At 43.9% G+C, this 22,886-nt stretch carries 23 protein-coding genes; 5 read left to right on the forward strand and 18 right to left on the reverse strand.

All coding sequences use genetic code 11. From position 1 onward, the window contains the following. Positions 1–367: 367 nt before the first annotated feature. The 6 genes from LT679_RS11865 to mutL all read right to left on the reverse strand — a co-directional run bounded on the left by LT679_RS11865 (position 368) and on the right by mutL (position 7,487). A complete protein-coding gene (locus tag LT679_RS11865) occupies positions 368–1,249 on the reverse strand; it encodes a nuclear transport factor 2 family protein (protein ID WP_232177807.1) in 882 nt (293 codons plus the stop codon). A 94-nt stretch (positions 1,250–1,343) separates the two neighbouring features. Further along, complete coding sequence (cysS, locus tag LT679_RS11870) at positions 1,344–2,804, reverse strand: cysteine--tRNA ligase (RefSeq protein WP_232177808.1); 1,461 nt, start codon at positions 2,802–2,804, stop codon at positions 1,344–1,346. 82 nt (positions 2,805–2,886) lie between these two features. Continuing rightward, complete coding sequence (locus LT679_RS11875; RefSeq protein WP_232177809.1) at positions 2,887–3,993, reverse strand: endonuclease/exonuclease/phosphatase family protein; 1,107 nt, start codon at positions 3,991–3,993, stop codon at positions 2,887–2,889. Next, the gene (locus LT679_RS11880; protein ID WP_232177810.1) at positions 3,983–4,846 is read right to left on the reverse strand and encodes a rhomboid family intramembrane serine protease; all 864 of its coding nucleotides are present in this window, start codon (positions 4,844–4,846) and stop codon (positions 3,983–3,985) included. The genes LT679_RS11875 and LT679_RS11880 overlap by 11 nt, the downstream gene beginning before the upstream one ends. A gap of 21 nt (positions 4,847–4,867) precedes the next feature. Further along, positions 4,868–5,557 (reverse strand): rhomboid family intramembrane serine protease, encoded by a 690-nt coding sequence (locus LT679_RS11885; protein WP_232177811.1) that lies wholly within the window; start codon positions 5,555–5,557, stop codon positions 4,868–4,870. A gap of 40 nt (positions 5,558–5,597) precedes the next feature. Then, positions 5,598–7,487: a DNA mismatch repair endonuclease MutL gene (gene mutL / locus LT679_RS11890; RefSeq protein ID WP_232177812.1), complete on the reverse strand. Its 1,890-nt coding sequence runs from the start codon at positions 7,485–7,487 to the stop codon at positions 5,598–5,600. Between the two features lie 127 nt (positions 7,488–7,614). Here mutL and LT679_RS11895 point away from each other — a divergent pair, with 127 nt between their 5' ends. Next, a complete protein-coding gene (locus LT679_RS11895) occupies positions 7,615–9,432 on the forward strand; it encodes a serine hydrolase domain-containing protein (RefSeq protein WP_232177813.1) in 1,818 nt (605 codons plus the stop codon). Positions 9,433–9,497: 65 nt separating this feature from the next. Continuing rightward, on the forward strand, positions 9,498–9,890 hold the full coding sequence (locus tag LT679_RS11900) for a hypothetical protein (protein WP_232177814.1): 393 nt from the start codon (positions 9,498–9,500) through the stop codon (positions 9,888–9,890). On the opposite strand, the gene LT679_RS11905 is transcribed toward LT679_RS11900, so the two are convergent. The 6 genes from LT679_RS11905 to LT679_RS11930 are packed head-to-tail and all read right to left on the reverse strand — an operon-like array spanning position 9,887 to position 14,735. Next, positions 9,887–10,621: a DUF4197 domain-containing protein gene (locus LT679_RS11905; protein ID WP_232177815.1), complete on the reverse strand. Its 735-nt coding sequence runs from the start codon at positions 10,619–10,621 to the stop codon at positions 9,887–9,889. The two genes, LT679_RS11900 and LT679_RS11905, sit on opposite strands and share 4 nt — an antisense overlap. A 34-nt stretch (positions 10,622–10,655) precedes the next feature. Further along, a complete protein-coding gene (locus LT679_RS11910; protein ID WP_232177816.1) occupies positions 10,656–11,684 on the reverse strand; it encodes an inorganic phosphate transporter in 1,029 nt (342 codons plus the stop codon). 26 nt (positions 11,685–11,710) lie between these two features. Beyond that, positions 11,711–12,361 carry a DUF47 domain-containing protein gene (locus tag LT679_RS11915; RefSeq protein ID WP_232177817.1) on the reverse strand — a complete coding sequence of 217 codons (651 nt, stop codon included), beginning with the start codon at positions 12,359–12,361 and terminating at the stop codon, positions 11,711–11,713. Positions 12,362–12,409: 48 nt separating this feature from the next. Beyond that, a complete protein-coding gene (locus LT679_RS11920) occupies positions 12,410–13,474 on the reverse strand; it encodes a sensor histidine kinase (RefSeq protein WP_232177818.1) in 1,065 nt (354 codons plus the stop codon). A gap of 37 nt (positions 13,475–13,511) precedes the next feature. Next, on the reverse strand, positions 13,512–14,057 hold the full coding sequence (locus LT679_RS11925) for a YceI family protein (protein WP_232177819.1): 546 nt from the start codon (positions 14,055–14,057) through the stop codon (positions 13,512–13,514). Positions 14,058–14,114: 57 nt separating this feature from the next. Continuing rightward, positions 14,115–14,735, reverse strand: coding sequence for a LysE family translocator (locus tag LT679_RS11930; protein ID WP_232177820.1), 621 nt, complete (start codon positions 14,733–14,735; stop codon positions 14,115–14,117). A 115-nt stretch (positions 14,736–14,850) separates the two neighbouring features. On the opposite strand from LT679_RS11930, the gene LT679_RS11935 reads away from it, so the two are divergent. Continuing rightward, on the forward strand, positions 14,851–15,603 hold the full coding sequence (locus LT679_RS11935) for a hypothetical protein (protein WP_232177821.1): 753 nt from the start codon (positions 14,851–14,853) through the stop codon (positions 15,601–15,603). Here LT679_RS11935 and LT679_RS11940 read toward each other — a convergent pair whose 3' ends face one another. After that, positions 15,604–16,566 (reverse strand): isopenicillin N synthase family dioxygenase, encoded by a 963-nt coding sequence (locus LT679_RS11940; RefSeq protein WP_232177822.1) that lies wholly within the window; start codon positions 16,564–16,566, stop codon positions 15,604–15,606. Positions 16,567–16,728: 162 nt separating this feature from the next. Between LT679_RS11940 and LT679_RS11945 the strand changes: the two genes are divergently transcribed. Further along, positions 16,729–18,468, forward strand: a complete 1,740-nt coding sequence (locus tag LT679_RS11945) for a DUF6600 domain-containing protein (protein ID WP_232177823.1) — start codon at positions 16,729–16,731, stop codon at positions 18,466–18,468. 74 nt (positions 18,469–18,542) lie between these two features. Next, a complete protein-coding gene (locus LT679_RS11950; RefSeq protein WP_232177824.1) occupies positions 18,543–18,992 on the forward strand; it encodes a thioredoxin family protein in 450 nt (149 codons plus the stop codon). Positions 18,993–19,234: 242 nt separating this feature from the next. Here LT679_RS11950 and LT679_RS11955 read toward each other — a convergent pair whose 3' ends face one another. Genes LT679_RS11955 through LT679_RS11975 form a run of 5 tightly spaced genes read right to left on the reverse strand, consistent with a single transcriptional unit; the run spans position 19,235 to position 22,873 of the window. Further along, positions 19,235–19,744: a phosphoribosyltransferase family protein gene (locus tag LT679_RS11955; protein WP_232177825.1), complete on the reverse strand. Its 510-nt coding sequence runs from the start codon at positions 19,742–19,744 to the stop codon at positions 19,235–19,237. A 41-nt stretch (positions 19,745–19,785) separates the two neighbouring features. After that, positions 19,786–20,178 carry a hypothetical protein gene (locus LT679_RS11960; protein ID WP_232177826.1) on the reverse strand — a complete coding sequence of 131 codons (393 nt, stop codon included), beginning with the start codon at positions 20,176–20,178 and terminating at the stop codon, positions 19,786–19,788. Positions 20,179–20,221: 43 nt separating this feature from the next. Beyond that, positions 20,222–21,676: a 23S rRNA (uracil(1939)-C(5))-methyltransferase RlmD gene (gene rlmD / locus LT679_RS11965; protein WP_232177827.1), complete on the reverse strand. Its 1,455-nt coding sequence runs from the start codon at positions 21,674–21,676 to the stop codon at positions 20,222–20,224. Between the two features lie 25 nt (positions 21,677–21,701). Beyond that, a complete protein-coding gene (locus LT679_RS11970) occupies positions 21,702–22,133 on the reverse strand; it encodes a hypothetical protein (protein ID WP_232177828.1) in 432 nt (143 codons plus the stop codon). Positions 22,134–22,138: 5 nt separating this feature from the next. Then, a complete protein-coding gene (locus LT679_RS11975; protein ID WP_232177829.1) occupies positions 22,139–22,873 on the reverse strand; it encodes a ferritin-like domain-containing protein in 735 nt (244 codons plus the stop codon). Positions 22,874–22,886 lie beyond the last annotated feature (13 nt).

Below are 22,886 nucleotides of genomic sequence, written 5' to 3' on the forward strand. Positions count from 1 at the left end.
GACACAACAATCTAAATTATCGTATAATTTCATAAATCACATCGCAATATCAAAAATATTTCAATAAAAATAACATAAAATTAAAAATAATTCAAAAATAATATCTTCAAAATCGATTCTAAGTGAATAAATCCTTTAATTAATCGAATTATTTACTCAATAATCAATTGCTACCAATAAATTTTCTTCATTCTTGAAATAAATCAAACTGCTATTTTTTAATTACTATAAGGAACAACCATATAAATGATCAAACCGGGTTCATTTCTTTAGTAAAACTCCGAAAGCTTAATCCAAACTAAATTTCAGGCAAAAAAAAGAGGCCGAACATCATGTCCGGCCTCACATCTCTAAAAATTCTTATCGATTAGTTTTCTACTGCAGAGAATATCTCTAACAAAATGTTCCATTTATGGCTTTTATCCATCTCCCAAACGCGCACGTAATTAAAATTGCTTACAATGTTGCCTTTTTTGATGCGGGCAGTGCCATAGCTGTATGCCAGATCGCTGCTTGCCGAACGGCCGGCATTAACTGTTGATGCTGTAACGTATATAGCCTGGTTTTGTACAAAGCGCATCACCTGGTCCTGACCGGTCATAGCTTCAAAACCCGGGAAATAGTAACGCCCTTCCGGACTTAAAAATTCTTTATAAGCGCCGGCAGATGATTTTAAAAGCGCATCGTTAAATTGCTTATCAGTAGCCAGTATAATATTTTTTCCTTTAAAGGGATCTTTGCTTGTAGAAGCCTTAACCGCTTCCGGGTCTTTAATATCCTCAATAGTTTCCTTTGTAGGTTCAGGGTGCTGAATGCCGAGGTTAATCAGCAATTTAAGCTTACCCTGTGCATCGCTGCGCCAAACCGAAACGCATTCGCCATAAATTTTATCATCGTCCTTCTTGCTGTTTTGATAGATATATGGTCCGGCAGTAAAAGCTAAGTCGCCACTGGCTGATATACGTGCAAATTTAGGCTGCCAGGTTAGCAAACCAGGTTGCTTGGCAATAGTGCCATAAAACTCGCTTATCTTAACCGCGTTGGGTTTAAAAACAATACCTTCCGGATCAGCAACTGCTAAAAAACCGTCTTTAATGCCTTTGCGTGCTATCAATTTCTCAAAGGCGTTTTCTGCTGCTACAACGGTTTTTACTTCGGCCGGAGCACCACTTTGCGCGCTTGTTGTTTGTGCTGCCACAATGCCATTACAGGTAAACAGAATACCGGCGGCTAATAGTAGTTTTTTCATAAATATGTGTATGGTGTATGTTGATTAATTGACAGATGCTACTTTAACGAATAATATGTTATGTAATTATACCTGCCTGTAATTTATAAACAGTTTAAGCTTTGCTCCAGGTAGTACCTTCCTTACCGTCCTTCAGTTGAAACCCTATCTGCTGCAAGCCGTTGCGAATTTTGTCTGACGTGGCATAATCCTTATTAACCTTTGCCTCGTTACGCAGGTCAACAATAAAGTCCATTATCTTTGGCAGATCGTCATTCTCGGTTTGCTCATCTTTCAAACCTAAAACATCAAACACAAAGGTGTGCATCATGTTTTTAAGCAACTCCAGATTTTTTGAGTCGATCTTCAGCTTATTGTCGTGCACGGAATTAATAATGCGCGATGCTTCAAACAATTCGGCAATTAACACGGGGCTGTTAAAATCATCATTCATGGCCTCGTAACAGCGGTCAATCAGTGGCTGTATCTCCACTTCAGTCGAGGAATTGGTCTTCAATCCGTCAAGCAGGCTCAGCGCATTCATCAAGCGCTTGAAACCTTTTTCAGATGCTTCCATAGCCTCGTTACCAAAATCAAGTGTACTGCGGTAATGTGCCTGTAACATAAAAAAGCGCACCATCATCGGGCTGTAGCCTTTACTCAGGATGTGGTTATTGCCAGAGAACAATTCATGTGGCAAAAAGCTGTTGCCTAATGATTTTGACATCTTTTGGCCGTTAACTGTCAGCATATTGGTATGCACCCAGTAGCGAGCCGGGTTTTTGCCGCAGCAAGCCATGTTTTGCGCTATCTCGTTTGTATGATGGGTAGGTACCAAATCCAATCCGCCACCATGTATATCAAACTGATCACCCAGGTATTTATGGCTCATGGCCGAGCATTCCAGATGCCAGCCGGGAAAACCCACACTCCAAGGCGATGGCCATTTCATCAGGTGCTCAGGCTTGGCTTTTATCCATAGGGCAAAATCAAGCTTACCGTGTTTTTCATCCTGCCCGCCCAGGGTACGGGTATTGTTCAGCATATCTTCGAGGTTTCGGCCGCTCAGTACGCCGTAATCCTGGCTGTTATTGTATTTCTCAACATCAAAATATACTGATCCATCAACTTCATAAGCCAGGCCTTTATCTAAAATGCCCTTTACCATCTCAATCTGCTCAATAATGTGGCCGGTTGCCGTAGGCTCTATGCTGGGCGGCAGGGTATTAAAGGTTTTCATCACCTCTCTAAAGCCAACGGTGTATTGTTGCACCACCTCCATAGGCTCCAATTTTTCGAGCTTGGCTTTTTTGGTGATTTTATCTTCCCCCTCATCGGCGTCGCCCTCCAGGTGACCGGCATCAGTAACATTACGAACGTAGCGTACCTTATAGCCCAAATGCTGCAGGTACCTGAAAATCAAATCAAAAGATATATAAGTACGGCAATTACCCATGTGTACATCGCTGTAAACAGTGGGCCCGCAAACGTACATGCCCACATGGGGCGCATTAAGCGGCTTAAATTCTTCTTTTTTACGTGTTAAAGTATTATAAACAAATAAGTTTTGTTTCATATAAGCGCAAACTTACAAAACCCCCTCTAAATGTATGCCCAAAGCTGCCATATTTTATATAAGTATGATGATAGGCTAGTGCTTATTTAAGCACCACATCGCTGTAGAGCGGATAATGATCAGATAATTTTTTTTCGATGATGCGATAGCCTGCAATGTCAAACTGTGGGCTGGCCAGTATGTAGTCTATCTGGTAATTGGGGAAGCTGCCATTATAGGTACGCCCAATGCCCGACCCTTTTTCCCTAAAGGCATTTTTTAATCCCTTGGCCATGGTATTAACCGCGAATGAAGTTGGTGTGTCGTTAAAATCTCCAACAATAATGTAGGGGTGCGGACAAGCCGAAGCATGTTCCTTTACTTTGAAAACCTGTTCGCTGCGTTTTATAAAAGCGGTTTTAAGCTTACCGCCAAGGCGACGGCTGGCTGTCATGCTGGCTTTACCTTTTTGCGATACGGTATCCAGGTAGCGATAATCTTCCGGTCCAAAATTTACCGATTGCAAATGAACATTATAAATCCGGATCTTTTTGCCTTTACAATCCAGGTCGGCATATATGCACTGGTTATCGGTATTCTGGCTGGTGAAGGTAATTGAACCGGTATTAAGTACCGGGTATTTACTGAATATAGCCATACCGATATCTTCCTGCTGACTGGAATGTATCGGCTTAAAAAAATAATGGCTGCTTTGCATCAGCTTTGTAAGCGAGTCAACAAGCGCGTACTTACCGCGCTTGCGGGTAAAAAACTCCTGAAAGGTGATCACATCCGCCTGCTGCGCCGACAGGAGTTTTAAAATATCATGCCTGGTAGCCGAGTCGTTCTCCAGCCCATATGGCTTAAAGTTGTGTACATTATAAGTAAGCACGCGCATGCTGTTAGCGGTAGCCTTATTATTGCCAGATGCGCGAAAACCAATATTGTTGAACAGAATATTATATCCTATTGCAATAGCGATGACAGATATTACCGCATAAGCGCTTCTGCGAAACAACCAGTATACGATGATGAGGATATTGCCCAGTAGTAGAAATGGGTAAGCCAGCCCAAAAAAAGCGATCACCCAGCTTTTGACCGGATTTATCACCGGCGCCAGGTAACTAACCAGCAACGCCGCGCAAAGCAGGTAATTTATCCACAAAAAAATGCGGTCAAAAAAACTGGCTTTCTTTTTTTTAGCGTTCATCCTTACTGGCCCGGAACAGCACTTCCTTCTCCTGGCGGGTAAGGTTGTCATATCCCGATTGTGAAATTTTGTCTAATATACGGTCAATTTCGTCCTGTGCCGGATAGGATGAAGTACTTTTTTCAGGATTTTTGGAAACCACGCGCATTTTGGGTTTCGGCTTAAACAGGTTGTTTACGTTGCCCACCCAATCGCTGCCGCGTTGCAGGCGTTTAATATAAATAAAGCCTAAAAAAGCTCCGCCCAAATGGGCGATACTGCCGCCTGCGTTGCTACCCGCCATGCTTAAAAAATCAATCAGTACATAAAATATGGCCAGCCACTTTAACTTTACCGGGCCAAATAAAAACAAATGGATAGTATAATCGGGCAATAAAGTTGCTGTAGCGATAATGATAGCCATCACCCCTGCGGATGCACCTACCACACTCGCATTTGCGCCTTCAAATGCCGGGATGGTATTAAAGGCTAACACAAAAAAGAAAGCTCCGGCTAAACCGCCCATCAAATACAAACCTATAGTACGCTTGTGGCCGAGGTACTCCTCAAATATTTGCCCCATCCAGTAAAGCCATAACATATTAAACAGGATATGGAAAATATCGGCATGCATAAACATATAGGTAACCGGTGTCCAGAAGCGGTGCAATAACTCGTTAAATTGGGCAGGCAGTTGCAAATATTCCCGGCTGAAGGCGATAATCCTGCTGTTTCCGAATCCGGATACAAATAACTGTTCAAATACAGCCGGGATATTAATGAGCAGATACACCGCTACATTAATGCCAATGAGCACGAACAGTTTGCTTTGCGCATATTTTATTTTGTAAGATATATTTTGCCAGAGTGTCATGATTGATAACTCCTGTGTGTTTTAATAGAAATTTCTTGAGCTGCGGTACCCCCATATTTTCAGCAGTATAAATCCGAACAGCGCACCGCCTATATGTGCGAAATGCGCAACTGAATCGCCCGGAGAATTACGCACACCAAGAACGAGCTCTATAAGCATATAACCCGTAACTACATATTTTGCTTTAACGGGAATCGGAATAAAAAAAATAAATACTTCGGCATTGGGAAACAGATATCCAAACGCGAGCAATATACCAAACACTGCTCCCGAGGCGCCTAATACTGGGGTGCTATAAATATCTCTTACTTTTATAAGTCCAGCTACATCATTAACATTACCGGCGTTAACTGTATTTGCAGTGAACGATCCGAGTACAGAGTAAACTTCCAGCCCTTGTACAAACATATGTAACGCAAGTGCTCCTAAGCCTGTAATAAAATAATACTCTATAAAGCGTTTGATGCCTAAGGTTTGCTCAATCACGGTTCCGAACATGAAAACAGCTATCATGTTGAACAACAAATGCTCAAATGACCCATGCATGAACAAGTACGTTAAAGGTTGCCAAAATTTAAAAAAAGGCGAGTCGAAATAAAATGCAGACAGATGCTCAACCAAACCTAATTGTTTTAGGCTTATGGTTGCTATAAAGAAGATTACATTAATAATGAGCAGGTTTTTTACCGCCGGGGTAAGGTTAAATTGCATGTTAAGCTTTTTATTTAAATATAGCCATTATAAAAAGTTGTTACTTTTCAAATCGCTCTAAAATTTCATTCATGGTAAAGGTGCTGATTACCGGTTTTCCGTTCAGGGCCACGTTAGGCATCTGGCAGGCAAAAAGCTGATCAATCAACAGGTTCATCTCCTCGAGCGATAGCTTGGTGCCTGCTTTTATGGCCGCGTTACGCGCCAGCGAACGGGCAAGGTTATCGCGTTTATTTAACTTTAAAACTGCCTGGTTGTTTTTAAAACCTTCAAGCAAGTGCTCCAGCAGTTCGTGCTCGCTGGCATTGTTCAGGTCGGCAGGTATGCCCTCAACCACCACCGTGTTTTTGCCAAACTCGCGTATATCAAATCCAAGGGATTTTATATCGGGCAGCAGTTCTCTTAATAACTCAAAATCGCTGCTGTTTAGTGTGACCGACTGCGGGAAAAGGCTTTGCTGGCTGGTGCCCGAGTGGCTTTCCAGCTGTTGCAAAAAGCGCTCGTATAAAACCCGCTCATGCGCCGCCTGCTGATTAATCAGCATAAAGCCCGACTTTATTTGCGACAATATAAACCTGTTATGCACCTGGAACAACTGGCGTTCGCTGGCCTTGTTCACATCCTGCTCGTTAACTGTGATCAACTGCTCTGTATGCAGGTCCTGCTGTACGGCCTGCTCACGTTTGCTGATCTGATAAAGCGTATCCCAGTTTTGCGGTACAGGCGCCTGGCGATAGCCGCCGCCGCTTCCATTGCTCCGGTTTAAGTTGCTGTCGCGCAAAAAAGGGTGTTCCTCGCGTGCTGGCTGTTTAGCTTCTACAGCAAATGGGTTAAAATCAGGGTTTACCGTAATAGTTGGCGGTACTATTTCGCTCAGTGGCTTTTCAGTTATCAGGTGGCCGATGCTGTTCTCCTGGTCAAAGTCAATAGTAGGCGTAATGTTATATTTACCTAAGGCCCTTTTTACAGCTGAACGGATAATGGCGTAAATAGCTTTTTCATCCTGATACTTGATTTCTGTTTTAGTAGGATGTACGTTAATATCGATCTTAGCCGGGTCAATATCAATAAACAGCACGTACAACGGAAAGCTATCCTCGGGTAAAAGCTCCTCAAAGGCAGTCAGCACCGCATGGTTCAGATACGCATCCCGGATAAAGCGGTTATTTACAAAAAAGAACTGCTCGCCACGTGTTCTACGCGCAAACTCCGGCTTGCCTACAAAGCCGTGCAGCTTTATAATGGTGGTATCTTCCTCAACCGGTACCAAACGCTGGTTGTAGTTATTACCCAATAAGTGTACAATGCGTTGTTTTAAGCCGGATGCCGGTAAATGATAAACCTCCTGCCCATCATGATGCAGCGTTAAAAACACCTGGGGGTTAGCCAGCGCTACGCGTTGAAATTCGTCGATAATATGGCGCATCTCCACCGGGTTACTTTTTAAAAAGTTACGGCGGGCGGGTGTATTATAAAACAGGTTTTTTACAGAGATAGATGTACCGGTAGCTGTAGCGCAGGGCTCCTGGCTGATCACTTCAGACCCTTCGATGGTGATGCAGGTACCCAGTTCATCCTCATGCCGACGGCTTTTTAGTTCCACCTGCGCAATGGCCGCTATAGATGCCATGGCCTCGCCTCTGAAACCCATGGTGCGTATCGCAAATAGATCATCAGCCTTGCGGATTTTGGAGGTGGCATGGCGCTCAAAACACATGCGCACATCGGTCATGCTCATGCCGCAGCCGTTGTCGATAACCTGGATGAGTGATTTGCCTGCATCCTTTAAAATAAGCTGTATTTTATCGGCCCCGGCATCAATGGCATTCTCTATCAGCTCCTTTACTGCCGATGCCGGGCGCTGCACCACCTCGCCTGCGGCAATCTGGTTAGCAACGGAATCGGGTAAAAGCTGTATGATATCGGGCATGAGATAGAAAAATTAAATTCAGGGTGTAAAATTAATCAATTGACGGCATAACTTTACGGTTTGTGGATTGTAATAAAACATGCGCCTGTAAATATCAGGTAACATAAAATACCGTTACTTATTGTATATGAGAAAAAACCAGTGGGGTGCCATGCCCTTTATGTTAGCCTTGTTTGTAATGTTCAATTCGGCCTGCGCGCAAAACCCGCCCATGAGTGCCGTAACCTACCTGAGCGAAGAAAAGCAAACCGAACAAAACACCGTGTTGCTGAATAACGAAAGCCAGTCGGTGCCCCTAAAAAATCTGGATAGCATAAAAATTGCCAGTGTAAATTTCTCAAATACTTATGCTGCACAATTTGATAGCCTGCTGAACAAGTATGCCGAAGTGCGCTCATTTAATGGTGCAGGCTATCTTGGCCAAAAAACTGTTAACGATCTGGCACAGGATCTCAAGTTTTATAATACCCTCGTTATTCAGCTTACCGATATTGACCTGAACAATCCGCAGGTAATGAGTTTTATTGCGCTTAACCGCAAGCTGAAAAAGGTGGTTATTGCATTGTTTGGCAACGGCAACGCGCTGGCTAAATTAAATGCTGAGCAAAATCCCATTATCTGGAGCGGAAAGGCTACGCCCGTATCGGCAAGTTATGTTGCCCAGGCCATATTTGGCGGCGTGCCGTTATCGCAAAAACTGCCGCAAACTTTTTCTCCTAAATATGTAGCTAATAGCGGCTTTGCTACACTTAAAACACGGTTGCAGTACACTATTCCGGAGGCGGCGGGTATAAACTCAGCCAACCTGACCGAAATTGATAATATTGCCGCAGAAGCTATGCGCCAGCAGGCTACGCCGGGGTGTGTGGTATTGGTGGCCAAGGATGGCAAGGTGATTTTTAACAAAGCTTACGGCTATCATACTTACAGCGCTGATGAGCCGGATAAGATCACCGATATTTTCGACCTTGCATCCGTAACTAAAATTGCTGCTACCACTATGGAAGTGATGCGCCTGACGGAACAGGGCAAGCTAAGCCTTGACTCTACCATGGGCGACTACTTGCCGATAGCTCGTGCCACAAATAAAAATAATATCCGCGTGCGCGAACTGATGTTGCACCAGGCTGGTTTGGTGCCCTACATTCCGTTTCATAACGATATAAAACCGGCAGATCACAGCAGCGATTCATCTGCTGTATATAATACCAAGGTAGCCGACGGTTATTTTGTGCGTAAAGGGTTTTACTCCGACTATATGCTGCCCCGTATGCTTAAAACTGGTTTGCGCACGCGCGGGCAATATGAGTACAGCGATTTGAGTATGTACTTTATGAAGGAAATTGTGGAATCCATAACCGCTGAACCGTTGAATAGATATGTACAAACCGAGTTTTATAATAAGCTGGGTATGCAAACTGCGGGCTTTTTGCCGCGCAACCGTTTTGGTGTCGACCGTATAATACCAACTGAGGATGATACCTATTTCAGGCACACCTTGCTTGAGGGTTATGTGCACGATCAGGGTGCGGCTTTGGCAGGCGGCGTATCAGGCCATGCGGGATTGTTTGCTGATGCTAATGACCTGGCCATATTGTTCCAAATGATGTTGAACAAGGGCACTTACGGTGGCGTACAATATTTTAAACCCGAAACGGTAGAGCAATTCACTGCAAAACAATCAGCGGTTAGTCGCCGGGGCTTGGGTTTTGACCGTTGGGACCCGATCCTGACCCGTCACTATCCATCCGAACTGGCATCCGATCAAACCTATGGACATACCGGTTATACCGGCACCTGCGTTTGGGTTGATCCGAAATATAACCTGGTTTACATCTTCCTTTCAAACCGGGTACATCCAAAGGTTACCGAAAAATTGTCCAGCCTGCGTATTCGTCCGCGTATTCAGGATGTGGTTTACAAAGCGATTGAAAAGGGATTATAGCGAAATGTTTAGCCCGCTGATGTGCAAATAAATGTATGTTTGCGGGCTAAATATTTTTCCCTCTGATGAATTCTAAACTGATCATGACCATATGCGCAGCTTTTTTAGCGGTTATGGGTATCGCCTTAACATTCGCGGCAGATGATATCATCATAACTTTTGTTGCTGAGCCGACAGAAATATTAAGGATTATCTCACAATTATTAGGCGCAACTTATTTTGCCTTTGCCGTACTTAACTGGATGGCAAAAGGGGCAATCATCGGCGGCATTTATAACAAGCCTTTAGTAATGGCCAACTTCGCCCACTTTTTTATCGGCGGGGCTATGTTGGCTAAAACAGCATTACGCAATCAGCAACTACCTGCCGGCTTAGTTATACTGGCCGGTATTTATGTGGTGATGGCTTTGCTGTTTGCCTTTATTATGTTCAGGCATCCAAATAATCGAACAGCTTAACCTTTTGCTCTTTTACTATCAGCATAACCAAATACCCGCTGCATCAACGTAGTTGAGCGTGCCGATAGGTTTTGGCGGATGTTCAGTTCTTCTTTAGCTATCTCCACAAACAAGCCTTCAATCGCTTTTTGGGTAACATAGTCGCTCAAGTCGGGGTTAAGCTTGGTAACCAGCGGAACTTTATTGTACGCTGTAACTGCATCGCCATAATAACGTGTGGCGCCTACTTTATTTAAACTGTTTTGAATAACTGGTTTAAATTTCGCTGCCAGTTGGTTAATGGTAGTGCGTTTAAAATATTGCGTAGCGGCATCCTTATCACCAAACAATATATTGGTGGCATCCTGCAAAGTAAGCTGTTTAATGGAATTGATGAAAATAGGCTTTGCTTCTTTTGCAGCGTCTTCAGCGGCGCGGTTCAATGAGAGTATCACGTTGTCGCAAAGCGAATTTAAGCCGATTGAACGCAGTGTTTTTTCAGCCTTTTGAGCTTCGGGCGGGAACGCCAGTTTGATAAGCGCATTACCAAAAAAACCGTTTTGTGCTGATAACTCGTTTGAACTTTTGGTGGTACCCTGTTCTAACGCCTGCTTTAGTGCCGATGCTATCTCAAAAGCCGACGGATTGCCAATTTGCTGGCCGGCGGTTTGCGCAACCTGATTCAGGGTGTCGCAGCCGGATATGATAGACATGCCTATAAGGGCAGGAATGATAAGTAATACCTTTTTCATACCTGATTAAACCTGTCTGGAAGCAAAAGGTTTATTAAATATATTTTACCACGGTGAATACTATAGCAGCTATAAGCGCTGAAATAGGGATGGTGATGATCCAGGCCCAAACCAGGTTAAGTGTTACGCCCCAGCGTACAGCTGAAACACGTTTAGTTAAACCTACACCAATAATAGAACCGGTGATAGTATGCGTGGTTGATACCGGTATGCCCAGGTTCTCGGTAATAAATAAGGTTACGGCACCTGCAGTTTCGGCACTTACACCCTCAAGCGGGGTAACCTTGGTAATTTTGCTACCCATGGTTTTTACAATCTTCCAACCACCTGAAAGCGTACCTAAGGCTATGGCACTGTAACAGGCTACCGGTATCCAGGTTGGCATCGGATCGCCGTTTTGTATTACCTGAGATGAAAACAGGGCTACGTAGATAATACCCATTACCTTTTGCGCATCATTACCGCCGTGTGCAAAGCTTAACGCGGCTGACGATATCAGCTGCCCGCTTTTAAACCAACGCTCGGCAGTAGCAGGGCGCGCATTTTTACAGATATATAAAATGATGATGGTAATTACGTAGGCTATAAATAAACCGATAAATGGCGCTAAAAATATATACGCAACGGTTTTAAGCACGACGGATGTATTAACTGCCTTAAAAGCGTTTACGCCTAAAAAAGCGGCGTTCGTCATGCCCGCGCCGGCAAAACCGCCAATCAGCGTGTGCGACGAGCTTGAAGGGATACCAAACCACCAGGTGATCAGGTTCCAGGTAATAGCGGCAACTAAACCTGCTAATACCACCTTCATGGTAATAAACTCCTCGAGCACGGTTTTAGCAACAGTATTGGCTACCTCAAAGTTACCGCCATGAAAGCCAAAGTACCTAACCGCAATAAAAGCCAAAAAGTTGAACAAGGCCGCCCAAAGCACTGCCTGAAACGGCGTTAATACCTTGGTTGATACAATGGTAGCAATAGAGTTTGCGGCATCATGAAAACCATTTATAAAATCGAATATAATTGCCAGGCAAATTACAACTACAAGCAGGGTGGTAACCATGTATCTGTGGAATAAAAATATATTGCTTACGCGTTCTTAACTAAGATTGATTCCATTACATTGGCCGCATCCTCGCACATATCCGTCGCGGTTTCAAGTGCAGCGTATATCTCTTTGTACTTAATCAGGTTTATCGCATCCTTTTCGTACAAAAACAAGTCGGCAACGGCACGGTCAAATACGTAATCAGCCTGGTTTTCAACACTGTTTATGCGGATGCAAGAGTCGGCAATGTTGCGCACGTTTTTAAGGTCGCGTAGTTCTTTAACTGCCTTTTCCAGGTCAATGCTGGCTTGCAAAATAAGTTCTGATAATTTTTTTATCGGCTCGTTAACGTTATCAACGTTATATAACATCATGCGGTTAGCAGCGCCCTGTATATAATCGGCAACATCATCAATAGCGGTTGCCAGGGAGTGGATATCCTCACGGTCAAACGGCGTAATAAAGTTTTTGCCCAGTTCCAGGTAAATCTGGTGGGTAATTTCATCGCCTTTGTTCTCAAGTTTGTCAATTTGCTTGAACAGCTCTTCGCGGGTGTTGGCATTAGCCGAGTTAACTGCCTCAACCAAAACGGTAGCCATAGCAACCACGTTGCTTGATGCTTGCTCAAATAAAGGGAAAAATACTTTCTTATCCTTTGGGACAAAGTACTGGAAGATACTGTTTAATGACATTGTTGCTTTTTAATGGTGCAAAGGTAACCCACGTATGTTAAGTTAATGTTAACTTTTCAACACAGGTATACCGGCTATATTTATTTGCTGTTTTGCTTTTTGCAATGTGAACCCAAAAGTAGACCCTAAGCCCTCGGTACTGCGCACGTTAATGGTTTGATCGTGCGCTTCCACAATGTGTTTAACAATGGCCAGCCCTAATCCCGAGCCACCAATTTGCCTTGAACGGCTGCTATCCGTACGAAAGAAGCGTTCAAATAGGCGAGGCAAATATTTCTCTTCGATGCCGATACCATCATCGGTTATTTCAACCAAAACCTGGTCGTGCAATTCAAATAAACTGATGCCGGTAGTACCACCTACTTTGCCGTACTTGAGCGAGTTGTCAATTAGATTGGTAAGCACCTGCGTTATTTTTTGCTTATCCGCGTTTACCATGATCGATTCATCATACTTCTCCTTAAAAACCAATTTGATGTGATGCTTCTTGGCTTTTAGTTCCAGGTTTTCAAGCACTTCTTTAATCAAATCGTTTATCTTGAACTTACTGTAATTGATAGCAATTTGTCCCGTTTCCAGCTTTGATATTTCGTCAAGGTCCTTAATCAAAAAACTCAAACGCTCCACATTGCGCGCCGCCTTTTGCAGAAACTCGCGGGCCATATCCTTGTCCTCGAAATCATCATCCTCAATGGCGTCAATATAACCCTGAATGGCAAACAGCGGTGTTTTAAATTCGTGCGATATATTCGACAAAAACTCACGTCTGAATTTTTCCTGCGCGCGTAATACTTCAATCTCGCCTTTCTTTTGGTTAGCCCATTCTTTCACTTCCTGCTGAACATCGCTTATCGGGTCGGCAGATACATGCTCGCCAAGGGCGTCGCGCAGGTCGCGGCCAAGTTTTAGGTTGTGTATCTGTTTATAAATAAGCTTGATTTTGGAGTATATGTACTTTTCTATCAGATAGTAGAAAATAATGTAGCTAATAATAAAAGTAGCCGAAAAGGTTACCAAAACAGCGTGCAGGCTTTGCTGAAAGTAATAGTTGGCAATTGATAAGGTAACCGCCACCGCAAAGGCGTTTATAAAAACCAAAACACGTAATTTCATGCCTTAAAGTTACGGTTTTTAGTAACCTGTAAACTACTTATTTAGCGGTTTCAATATCAATATTGATGGTTACCTCGTCACTTAACGTCATGCTGCTGCCGCCTACATTATAATCCTTACGGTTTATTTTAAAGCTGCCTTTGTATTGTGTTTTGTCGCCACCTGCCGTGTAAGTAAAAGGTATTTCAACCGGCTTGGTGGTACCTTTTATGGTGAGGTTGAACTTACCCAGGTAACCGCTGCCCTTTTTTTGTATGGAGGTTGATTTAATGTTGATAGTGGGGTATTTAGCGGCATCAAAAAACTTGGCGCCTTTAAGATGCTCCTCGCGCGTTTCGTTATCGGAGTTTACGGTATTAACGTCGACAACTGCCTCAATGCTGCTGCTGCCCGGCTGGGCAGGGTTAAATTTAATGTCAGCTTTTACGCCGGTAAATTTACCCGTTGTGTTTATTCCCAGATTTTTTACCTCGTAAGTAAGTGACGAGCGGGTTATTGCCGTTTGCGCTTGCGTGTTATAGCCGGTAAAAGCTATCAGTATTATGAAGATACCTTTAAGCAGGTTAGTGTACGCGGTTTTCATGATACTAATAACGGCAACAAATAGTTACCTAATACAATTGCGTTTGTAAAAAGATGGTTATTTAATAAAGATGATATACAATTGCTTACAAATATGGTAAGCCGCGAAAGCGAAGAACAGCCAGGCAATGCTGCTGTTAATTACCCTTGTACTTAAGGCGAACTTGCTTTGAATGTATTGCGCAAATTTTGCGTACAGGTACAGGCACAAAAACGACCCCAATGCAGAGCCGATACTGAAAATGACCAGTGCGAAGTTTCCGTCCAGTATCCACTCATGCGTGATAACATAGGTGCCGGTAACCATCCAGAAAGGAATCTGCATGGGGTTTAAAAAACCAAGCATAATGCCGTACCTGATGCTGGCATGATTGGAGTATTTTGTTTTAGGCGGATTGTTGCGCCCTATCCAGGTATAAATGCCGAGCGTACCAAAAAGCACTACCATTACCCAGTCAATCACCGTATCCAGATGCGCCTGCTCCGAAAGCCACTTAGCGCCATGCATAATTACGAAGGTGAAAAAGAACTCAACCACCGAAAATGCTGTGATAAACTGAAAGGCATGCCTCATGCCACGGTTAATGGTGATTTGTACTAAGGTAAGGTTAATGTTACCGGGCGGAATGTAACCGATAAAATTGGCTATCAGCCCGATAAAAAAGGTCAGGAATATCATTCGTCCCGTTGGTTTGCTTTAAAATAACGGCGAAGATAGTAAAAGAGCCGTTTAAAACATGTCGTATAAAACCTATCTTTAAAACACCATTGCAAAAACTAAAACCTGAAAACCCATGTTTCGCACGCTATTGTTAGCACTCATCCTTGCCACATTATCAGCAAAGGCACAACCTGATACATCACTTCTGCATAAAGCCTATCATCAGCAATCGCGACTTTTATTAGATCAATTTCTTGAAAAGTGGTATCAGAACAATTTGCTACCCGATAGCTCAAAAACAAAGCAGAAAAGCGTAATAAATGAGGTGATAAGCGCTTTTTATACTAAAGAAAACTTAGTTAAGATGGACGAATATGAATACTTTCAAAAGTCATACAAAAACACAGATTACTTATTTTTACCTGACACCATTAGCATATACTCCATAAAGCAAGACACTAATACAAGATATGTAAGCAAAAAGGGGGAAAGTAAAGGAGTTATCAAAAATTTTAGAACTGTCATCCCTTCAAGTAATAAAAAAGTTATTTATCTCCATGCAGAAGACAAGAAAATGTTTGATGATTTCTTATTGATAAACTTACCTAAGGGAATAACCAAAGAAAATATTAAATACATAATTAACGAACGTGTAAAGCGACAGCACTTTTTATCTCTTGCTGTAGCTTTATCACATAGTTCATCATGGGGTTTTAACGTAACCCCAGTTACCTATCCAAATTTTGTGGGTGTATATTTAAACGAAAAAAGCACCACCGCCATAGTAGAATTCAGATCAACCAAAGGCGGTGGTGCCGAAGCTATTTTCAAAAAGAGTGGTAACACGTGGGTGTTTTCTTCAGTGCATCCTACGTGGATGGAATAATTACTTCTTCAACCCAATCTCCCTTAACCGCTCATCCAAATATTCGCCTGCGGTGATATCAGTATATAATTTAGGATGCTCGGCATCAATACATGATTCCAGACTGGTTAAATCCATATCTGATTTTGGGTGCAAAAAGAAGGGCACCGAAAACCTTGAGGTCTTCATCAGTTCGCGCGGCGGGTTAACCACCCGGTGTGTGGTTGATTTGAGTTTGTTGTTGGTTAGCCTTTGCAGCATGTCGCCCACGTTTACCACCAGGTCTTCGCCGTGCGCTTTTACCGGGTACCAGCTGCCCTCGCGGGTAAGCACTTCCAGCCCGTCGGCACTGGCGCCAATTAATAGGGTAATCAGATTTATATCTTCATGCGCTCCTGCGCGTACGTCATCGTCAGATATGGCATCCGGGTCAGCAATGGGGAAGTAGTGCAGCGTACGCAGTATGCTGTTGCCGTTATGTACCTTATCGTCAAAATAATTTTCGGGCAGGTTAAGGTAAACCGAAATAGCCCGCAGCAATTGCTTGCCAATAGCCTCGAGTTTTTTATAAATCTCCAGGGTAACGGCGTTAAACTCCGGCAACTCTTCAACCTGTACATTAGCCGGGTAAATATCTTTTACCGGGTCGTTGTCTTCAACGGTTTGGCCTATCTGCCAAAACTCCTTCAGGTCGGGCTTGGTAAAACCTTTGGCAGTTTCTTTTTGCTTACCGGTATAACCGCGCTGTCCGGCCAGGCCGGGTATCTCGTATTTGGCTTTTATCTCGTCGGGCATAGCAAACAGGGCTTTAACCTGTTCGTACAAACGCTCAATAAGCTGCTTGCTCAGGCCGTGGTTAGTTATGGTAACAAAGCCGGTTTCATTAAAGGCGCGGCCAATATCCTGCGAAAATTGCTGGCGTTGCTCGGCGGAGCCGTTTGTATAATTATTCAGGTCAAGCCTGGGTATATTTACTGTACTCATAGCGTGGATGCTTATTGTTTGTGTTTATTAAAGTTACAAAATTACACTTAGCCCGTTTATTACACAGGTATGTTTATAATTAATAATAACGGTTTAAACGTTTTCAGGTTTGCCTCGTCAATAACAGTACAAAGGCGTTAGCCGTTTATCAATTATATAGTTATGAAGATGTTTAACAAAATATGGGGCTTAGGTATCATGATGCTGATTATGGCATTTGCCTCACCAAATAAAAGCTACGCTCAGGGTTATGTTACCGACCAAGAGTTTTACGATGGCCTTGAACCTTATGGTACCTGGGTTGATGACCCTGACTATGGTAACGTTTGGGTGCCCGATGTTGATGAGGGTTTTCAGCCTTATGCTACCCGGGGCCACTGGGCAATGACATCATACGGTAATACCTGGGTGTCTGACTATGAATGGGGCTGGGCACCTTTCCACTATGGCCGCTGGCGTTTTGATAATTACTACGGCTGGGTGTGGATACCAGGCTACGAATGGGCACCTGCATGGGTGGCATGGCGCCAGGGTGGTGGTTATTATGGCTGGGCTCCGCTTTCACCGGGTATAAACATTAACGTATCATTCGGCAACTATAACATTCCGGATAACTATTGGGTATGCGCGCCCCAGGCTTACATTACCAGCCCAAACATATACAATTATTATGTGCCTTATAACCGCAGGGTAACTATAATTAACCGTACCACTTATATAAACAATACCTATGTATATAATAACCGGAGGTATTACAGTGGCCCGAGAGCTAATGATGTTGAGCGTATTACAGGCAGGCCGGTAAGGATATATAATATCAACAATAGCGGCCGCCCTGAACGTACCGGTATACGTGATAATAGTGTAAATATCTATCGTCCCAACGTTCGCAGGGCTGATAATGCAAGGCCTGCAAGGGTTATTGATGGTGCCGCTTATCAGCGTGAAAACCCGAATCAGCGCATTGCCGACCGTTCAGCAGGTATCAGCCGTGGTAATGCCGACCGCCTGGCAAGGGTTGCCCGCAGCGAAAAGCCCGACAATAATGTGGTAAGGGTTAATGAGAACAGGCCCGAAAGCCGTGCATCACGCCGTAACGAACAAATACGTAATCGTGCGAACGATAACAACAATAGTGGCGATGCTGTAATGGGTAATGTAAACCGCCGCGACCAACAGTTAGGTGGCCGCGAAAGTAACGACGATAACAATAACCGCGGACAAAGGCCACAGCGCGATGGCGATGTACGCAGCAGCGACCGCAGCCAGCGTGATGTGCAACGCCAACAACGCGATCAGCAGGCGGATCAATCTCGCCAGCAACAGCAAGAGCAAATGCGCCAGCAGCGTGACGCACAACGTCAGCAACGCGACCAGCAGGCAGATCAGTCACGTCAACAACAACAGGAGCAAATGCGCCAGCAGCGTGAAGCGCAACGTCAGCAACGCGACCAACAGGCCGATCAGTCACGTCAACAACAACAGGAGCAAATGCGCCAGCAGCGTGAAGCGCAACGTCAGCAACGCGACCAACAGGCCGATCAACAACGCCAGCAACAGCAGGAGCAAATGCGCCAGCAACGTGATCAGCAAAGGCAACAGCAGGAAGAGCAGCGCCGCCAACAGGCTGACCAGCAACGCCAGCAACAGCAGGAGCAAATGCGCCAGCAGCGCGATCAGCAAAGGCAACAGCAGGAAGAGCAACGCCGCCAACAGGCGGATCAGCAACGCCAGCAACAACAAGAGCAAGCACGTCAACAAGCCGATCAGCAACGCCAGCAACAGCAGGAGCAAATGCGCCAGCAGCGCGATCAGCAAAGGCAGCAACAACAAGAGCAACGCCAGCAACAGCGTGATGAACAACGCAGCAGCAGAGGCGGTGGCCGCCCGGGCCGTAACTGATTATAACAAAATCGTTATCTTAATATTAGATGGTAAGGACAATTGCGTAAAGTAATTGTCCTTACTTTTATACCATGATTGCTACCTTACGATATAACTTACTTATGTTGCTGCTATGCTGCGTAGGCCTGGCAAGCAATGCCCAGGGCAAACGAGCCGTTGATGATGCTCCCGGAATTAACTTCATAGAGAACTCATGGGGCGAAGCCTTAAAGCAAGCAGCCAAGCAGGATAAATACATTTTTGTAGATGCTTACGCAGTTTGGTGCGGGCCTTGTAAAATGCTTAAACGCACTACTTTTAAGGATAAAGAAGTAGCCGACTTCTTCAACAAAAACTTTGTTAACGTTGCCATGGATATGGAAAAAGGGCAGGGGCCTGAACTGGGTTCGCAGTGGGCGCTTGAGGGTTACCCTACTTTGCTTATCTTTAATTCAAAAGGCAAACGTGTGCTGCATACGGTTGGATTTATTGAGCCGAGCGAGCTATTGCGGTTTGCTAAACAGGCACTCGCCGCCAGGTAAAATAAAAAAGGCCGATAACACTCTCGCAGTATCTCGGCCTTACATCTACCTATGAAAAACAAACCCTCTGAGAAGGGTATTAATACATATCCAAAAGTGATGCCAAGGCCGAACGTGAACTTATTTCAACTTATAATTAAGTTTAATTCGCGAAAAATGATGTTTTAACGTGTATTTTTTACCCCATCGAGCGGGGTGCATTTTCCCCAAGTGGGAAAATTGGTCACAAAGCAAATCAAAAACTATATTAAATACACAGCATCGGCCTCATTTGTTTCATTTAATCGCACATCTACGTGCTCTTTTATTACAGTTGATAGCGCGATGCCCGAAAAATCAGTAGTCACCGGGAAGCTTTTATGGTTACGGTCAATTAAAATTACGCTGCGTATTTTCTTTAAAGGCACGTTTAAAAACACACCCAACCCATAAGCCAGGGTTTTACCGCTGTTAAGTACATCATCAACAATAATGATCACCTTATCGCGGCACTCCTCTATATCAAAATCAGTTTTGGCCTGTAAGGTGGTGCTTTGCTTGTCAATATCAATGGTTAACAGGCGGCTTTTAAATGGCGCCTTTTCATCCAGTATAGCTTTTATGCGTTCTGCTATAACATTGCCGCGGGGCAATATGCCCGCTATCATGATTTCTTCCTCATCAAAATTGTCTTCCAATACTTGATAGGCAATCCTGTCTATCTTCTGCTGTATTTGCTGGCTGTTTAATATGAGCAATTTTTTTTCGGGCATGGCGGCAGCTTTTATTGATTTACGGAGCTAATATATAAGCTTTACTCCTTACTATACGGAAAGAAAACAAAATTAGCACCCTCAGGCACTATAGCAAAAACGCACATAAAATCGTGCGGGTTTTTATAGCTGTCAATAAAGCGCTGTTTTAATTCTTTTTTGATAACACCCTTTTCAATAAATTCCTCAAGGGTCGACGCATTGATGGTCCATTCCGAATTCAACTCATTGTGGTCAAGTATCAACTCGCCAATGCTTACATCGTGCTGATGGGCGATAAATATGGGGTAGGCTGAAAGGCCTTCAACCATTATTTCCACAGCTACCTCACGTATGGATTCGCTAAAGAATTTCAGGTCGACCTCAAGGCTAACCAGCGGACTTTGCTTCTTCTTATCGTCAGCGCCCTCGTTCAACAGATCTTCGGGGTTCATCTCTCTTTTAAATCTAAATACTAATTTCTAAACTCTAATACTACTAATTACCGGTCTCTAATCTCTCACCAACAATCTCTGATCTCAACACCAACAGCACTACATTCTCTACGTGTTGTGTATGCGGAAACATATCAACCGGTTGAATTTTTACCAGGTCGTACTTTTCTTTAAGTACTACCAGGTCACGGGCTTGTGTGGCGGCGTTGCAGCTTACGTAAACAATTTTGGGGGCTTCAATTTCCATCAGGCGGGCTACCACATCCGGGTGCATACCCGCGCGCGGAGGATCGGTAATAATAACTTCAGGCTTGCCATGCTCGGCCACAAACTCAGCCGAAAGCACATCCTTCATATCGCCGGCGTAAAATTTGGTGTTGCTGATGTTATTGATCTGCGAGTTGATCTTGGCATCCTCAATGGCCGATGGTACATACTCAACACCCACTACTTCGCGCACATGGCCTGCCACAAAGTTGGCAATGGTGCCGGCACCGGTATATAAGTCATACACCAGTTCATCGCCCTTAAATCCGGCAAAATCACGAGTTATTTCGTACAGCTTTAATGCCTGTATGGAGTTGGTTTGGTAGAATGATTTTGGCCCGATGCGGAATTTGATTACCCCATTTGGCGATGGCATCTCCTCGTATATATATTCAGGGCCTTTAAAGGCTACTACCTCTTGGTCAAAAATGGTATCGTTTTTTTTATGGTTGATGATGTATAGTAACGAGGTGATCTGCGGAAACTCGGCCTCAATAAAACCCATCAGTTTTTGCACTTCCTCATCGGTAGCATAGGCAAAAACTACCACCACCATTACCTCGCCGGTTGATGAGGTGCGCACAATCAGGTTGCGCAGCGCGCCGGTGTGCTGTTTCAGGTCATAAAAGCTGTAGCCATGCTGCTTCACAAATTCGCGAATGCTGTTACGCAGCGAGTTGGATGGTTCAGCTTGCAGGTAGCAATGTTCCACATCCAGTATTTTATCAAAACGGCCGGGGATGTGGAAACCCAGGGCGTTCATATCCAGTTGCTGGTCTTCACGGTTTTCGCCATCATACAGCCAGCGCTTATTGGAAAAAGTGAATTCCAGTTTGTTACGGTAATATTTATCGGCAGGCGAAGCCACAATAGGCATAATGCCGCCGGCATCCAGCTTAGCCAGGCGAGTGATGGCATCGGCCACAGCTTTTTGTTTAAAGGTAAGCTGGGCATCATACGTCATGTGCTGCCATTTACAGCCGCCGCAGGTACCAAAATGTTTGCAAAAAGCCTGAACACGGTGCTCGGATGCTTTTTTTAGCTCAGTTATGCGGCCCTCGCCAAAATTCTTTTTACTTTTAAAAACGTTTACATCTACCACATCGCCGGGGATGGCCTTATCCACAAACAACACAAAATCATCGGCCTTGCCTACGCCCTTGCCTTCCTCGGCAATATCAATTATAGCTACGTTCTCGAAGAACTTACTTTTTTTTGCACCTCTGCTCATCAGGCTGCAAAGTTAAGCCAATTATTTAAATTTGTTGGCTTACCGGTTTTACTTCCGATGCAGTGAGCGATGGTTTAATATTATAATACCATATAGCTGAACAACAGCACAAAATATAACAAACTGCAAAAGCCGCTACATCATTGAATTCTGGCCCGTCAGGTCCAAGATCATAATGAATAAAATAAAAATCCGCAGCAATCAATACCGCTGTTAGCAAGCTTAGTATACTTTTTTTAATATAATTATTATTTACGAACGTATTAAGCCAATGACAGACAGGCCAAAATAAGATAAAGATTGGAATGGCGGCGATAGCACCAAAAAACACCATTAAAAAGTATAAGAACACAAGTGACGATGGGTCTTTTAAACCATTTGTTAACAATGCAGCAACAGGCGAAAGTAATATACTGGCCCCTACTGTTTTCAATGAATATTTAAGTGAACTTGACATTTATATTAAGCTAATTGTACAAAGCCTGATGAATGTGTAATACTTTTAATGGTTTTGGCATACTTATACCGCATTTTTTTAAAATAAGCGGTAAAATCTACACCTCCCGCGTTAAATAATTTGCGGTGTGCCGCCCAAACCGTTAGGATGGTGGCGTAGTAGAATATTTTATAGGCTACCCCACGCCACGCTTTTAAAAATACGGATTTGTTGGCAAATATCATATCCAGCCGCTCAGTTTGAAAGGTGATGTGGTATGCCTCATCAATCAGTATGTCGGTGCAGATCTCTTTTAGCAACGGGCAGTTGGTGGCGTTCCTTAATGCCTGATAAAATATTTGCGCGGTGCTTTCAACCGTAATAACCGCCAACGTCCACATCTCCATGCTGGTATTGAGGTGCCTCGCGAAGCGAAAAAGCGAGTCGCCCCAGTTATGTTTGATGCGCGGCAGATCGAGCACATCAAGATACCTCCCCAAGTTATTGTCATGCTTTTGTTCTTCTTTAATAAATAGTTTAATAGCTTCCAGGTACGCCGGATCATTTGTTTTGCTCGCATAGCGTGTTGCCGCGGCTATAAGTTGTTTGCCTTCGGACGTTTCGCCAAGCTGCCAGGCCTGTAGCGAAGGCAGTATACGATCTATTTCTTTAAGACTTATTAAGGGGAGCTGCTCCCAGTTAATACGGTGCTGTGTGGCATTAGCCTTAAAGTGGCCTACCCAGTAGTTACTTGTGTGCATGTTTTTATATTGT

The organism is Mucilaginibacter roseus (genome assembly GCF_021215455.1).
GTDB lineage: Bacteria > Bacteroidota > Bacteroidia > Sphingobacteriales > Sphingobacteriaceae > Mucilaginibacter > Mucilaginibacter roseus.

Bases quoted from the DNA above. Each gene is read 5' to 3' on its own strand.
- LT679_RS11865 (WP_232177807.1), bottom strand. From the start codon at position 1,249: ATGAAAAAACTACTATTAGCCGCCGGTATTCTGTTTACCTGTAATGGC.
- cysS (WP_232177808.1), bottom strand. From the start codon at position 2,804: ATGAAACAAAACTTATTTGTTTATAATACTTTAACACGTAAAAAAGAA.
- LT679_RS11875 (WP_232177809.1), bottom strand. From the start codon at position 3,993: ATGAACGCTAAAAAAAAGAAAGCCAGTTTTTTTGACCGCATTTTTTTG.
- LT679_RS11880 (WP_232177810.1), bottom strand. From the start codon at position 4,846: ATGACACTCTGGCAAAATATATCTTACAAAATAAAATATGCGCAAAGC.
- LT679_RS11885 (WP_232177811.1), bottom strand. From the start codon at position 5,557: ATGCAATTTAACCTTACCCCGGCGGTAAAAAACCTGCTCATTATTAAT.
- mutL (WP_232177812.1), bottom strand. From the start codon at position 7,487: ATGCCCGATATCATACAGCTTTTACCCGATTCCGTTGCTAACCAGATT.
- LT679_RS11895 (WP_232177813.1), top strand. From the start codon at position 7,615: ATGAGAAAAAACCAGTGGGGTGCCATGCCCTTTATGTTAGCCTTGTTT.
- LT679_RS11900 (WP_232177814.1), top strand. From the start codon at position 9,498: ATGAATTCTAAACTGATCATGACCATATGCGCAGCTTTTTTAGCGGTT.
- LT679_RS11905 (WP_232177815.1), bottom strand. From the start codon at position 10,621: ATGAAAAAGGTATTACTTATCATTCCTGCCCTTATAGGCATGTCTATC.
- LT679_RS11910 (WP_232177816.1), bottom strand. From the start codon at position 11,684: ATGGTTACCACCCTGCTTGTAGTTGTAATTTGCCTGGCAATTATATTC.
- LT679_RS11915 (WP_232177817.1), bottom strand. From the start codon at position 12,361: ATGTCATTAAACAGTATCTTCCAGTACTTTGTCCCAAAGGATAAGAAA.
- LT679_RS11920 (WP_232177818.1), bottom strand. From the start codon at position 13,474: ATGAAATTACGTGTTTTGGTTTTTATAAACGCCTTTGCGGTGGCGGTT.
- LT679_RS11925 (WP_232177819.1), bottom strand. From the start codon at position 14,057: ATGAAAACCGCGTACACTAACCTGCTTAAAGGTATCTTCATAATACTG.
- LT679_RS11930 (WP_232177820.1), bottom strand. From the start codon at position 14,735: ATGATATTCCTGACCTTTTTTATCGGGCTGATAGCCAATTTTATCGGT.
- LT679_RS11935 (WP_232177821.1), top strand. From the start codon at position 14,851: ATGTTTCGCACGCTATTGTTAGCACTCATCCTTGCCACATTATCAGCA.
- LT679_RS11940 (WP_232177822.1), bottom strand. From the start codon at position 16,566: ATGAGTACAGTAAATATACCCAGGCTTGACCTGAATAATTATACAAAC.
- LT679_RS11945 (WP_232177823.1), top strand. From the start codon at position 16,729: ATGAAGATGTTTAACAAAATATGGGGCTTAGGTATCATGATGCTGATT.
- LT679_RS11950 (WP_232177824.1), top strand. From the start codon at position 18,543: ATGATTGCTACCTTACGATATAACTTACTTATGTTGCTGCTATGCTGC.
- LT679_RS11955 (WP_232177825.1), bottom strand. From the start codon at position 19,744: ATGCCCGAAAAAAAATTGCTCATATTAAACAGCCAGCAAATACAGCAG.
- LT679_RS11960 (WP_232177826.1), bottom strand. From the start codon at position 20,178: ATGAACCCCGAAGATCTGTTGAACGAGGGCGCTGACGATAAGAAGAAG.
- rlmD (WP_232177827.1), bottom strand. From the start codon at position 21,676: ATGAGCAGAGGTGCAAAAAAAAGTAAGTTCTTCGAGAACGTAGCTATA.
- LT679_RS11970 (WP_232177828.1), bottom strand. From the start codon at position 22,133: ATGTCAAGTTCACTTAAATATTCATTGAAAACAGTAGGGGCCAGTATA.
- LT679_RS11975 (WP_232177829.1), bottom strand. From the start codon at position 22,873: ATGCACACAAGTAACTACTGGGTAGGCCACTTTAAGGCTAATGCCACA.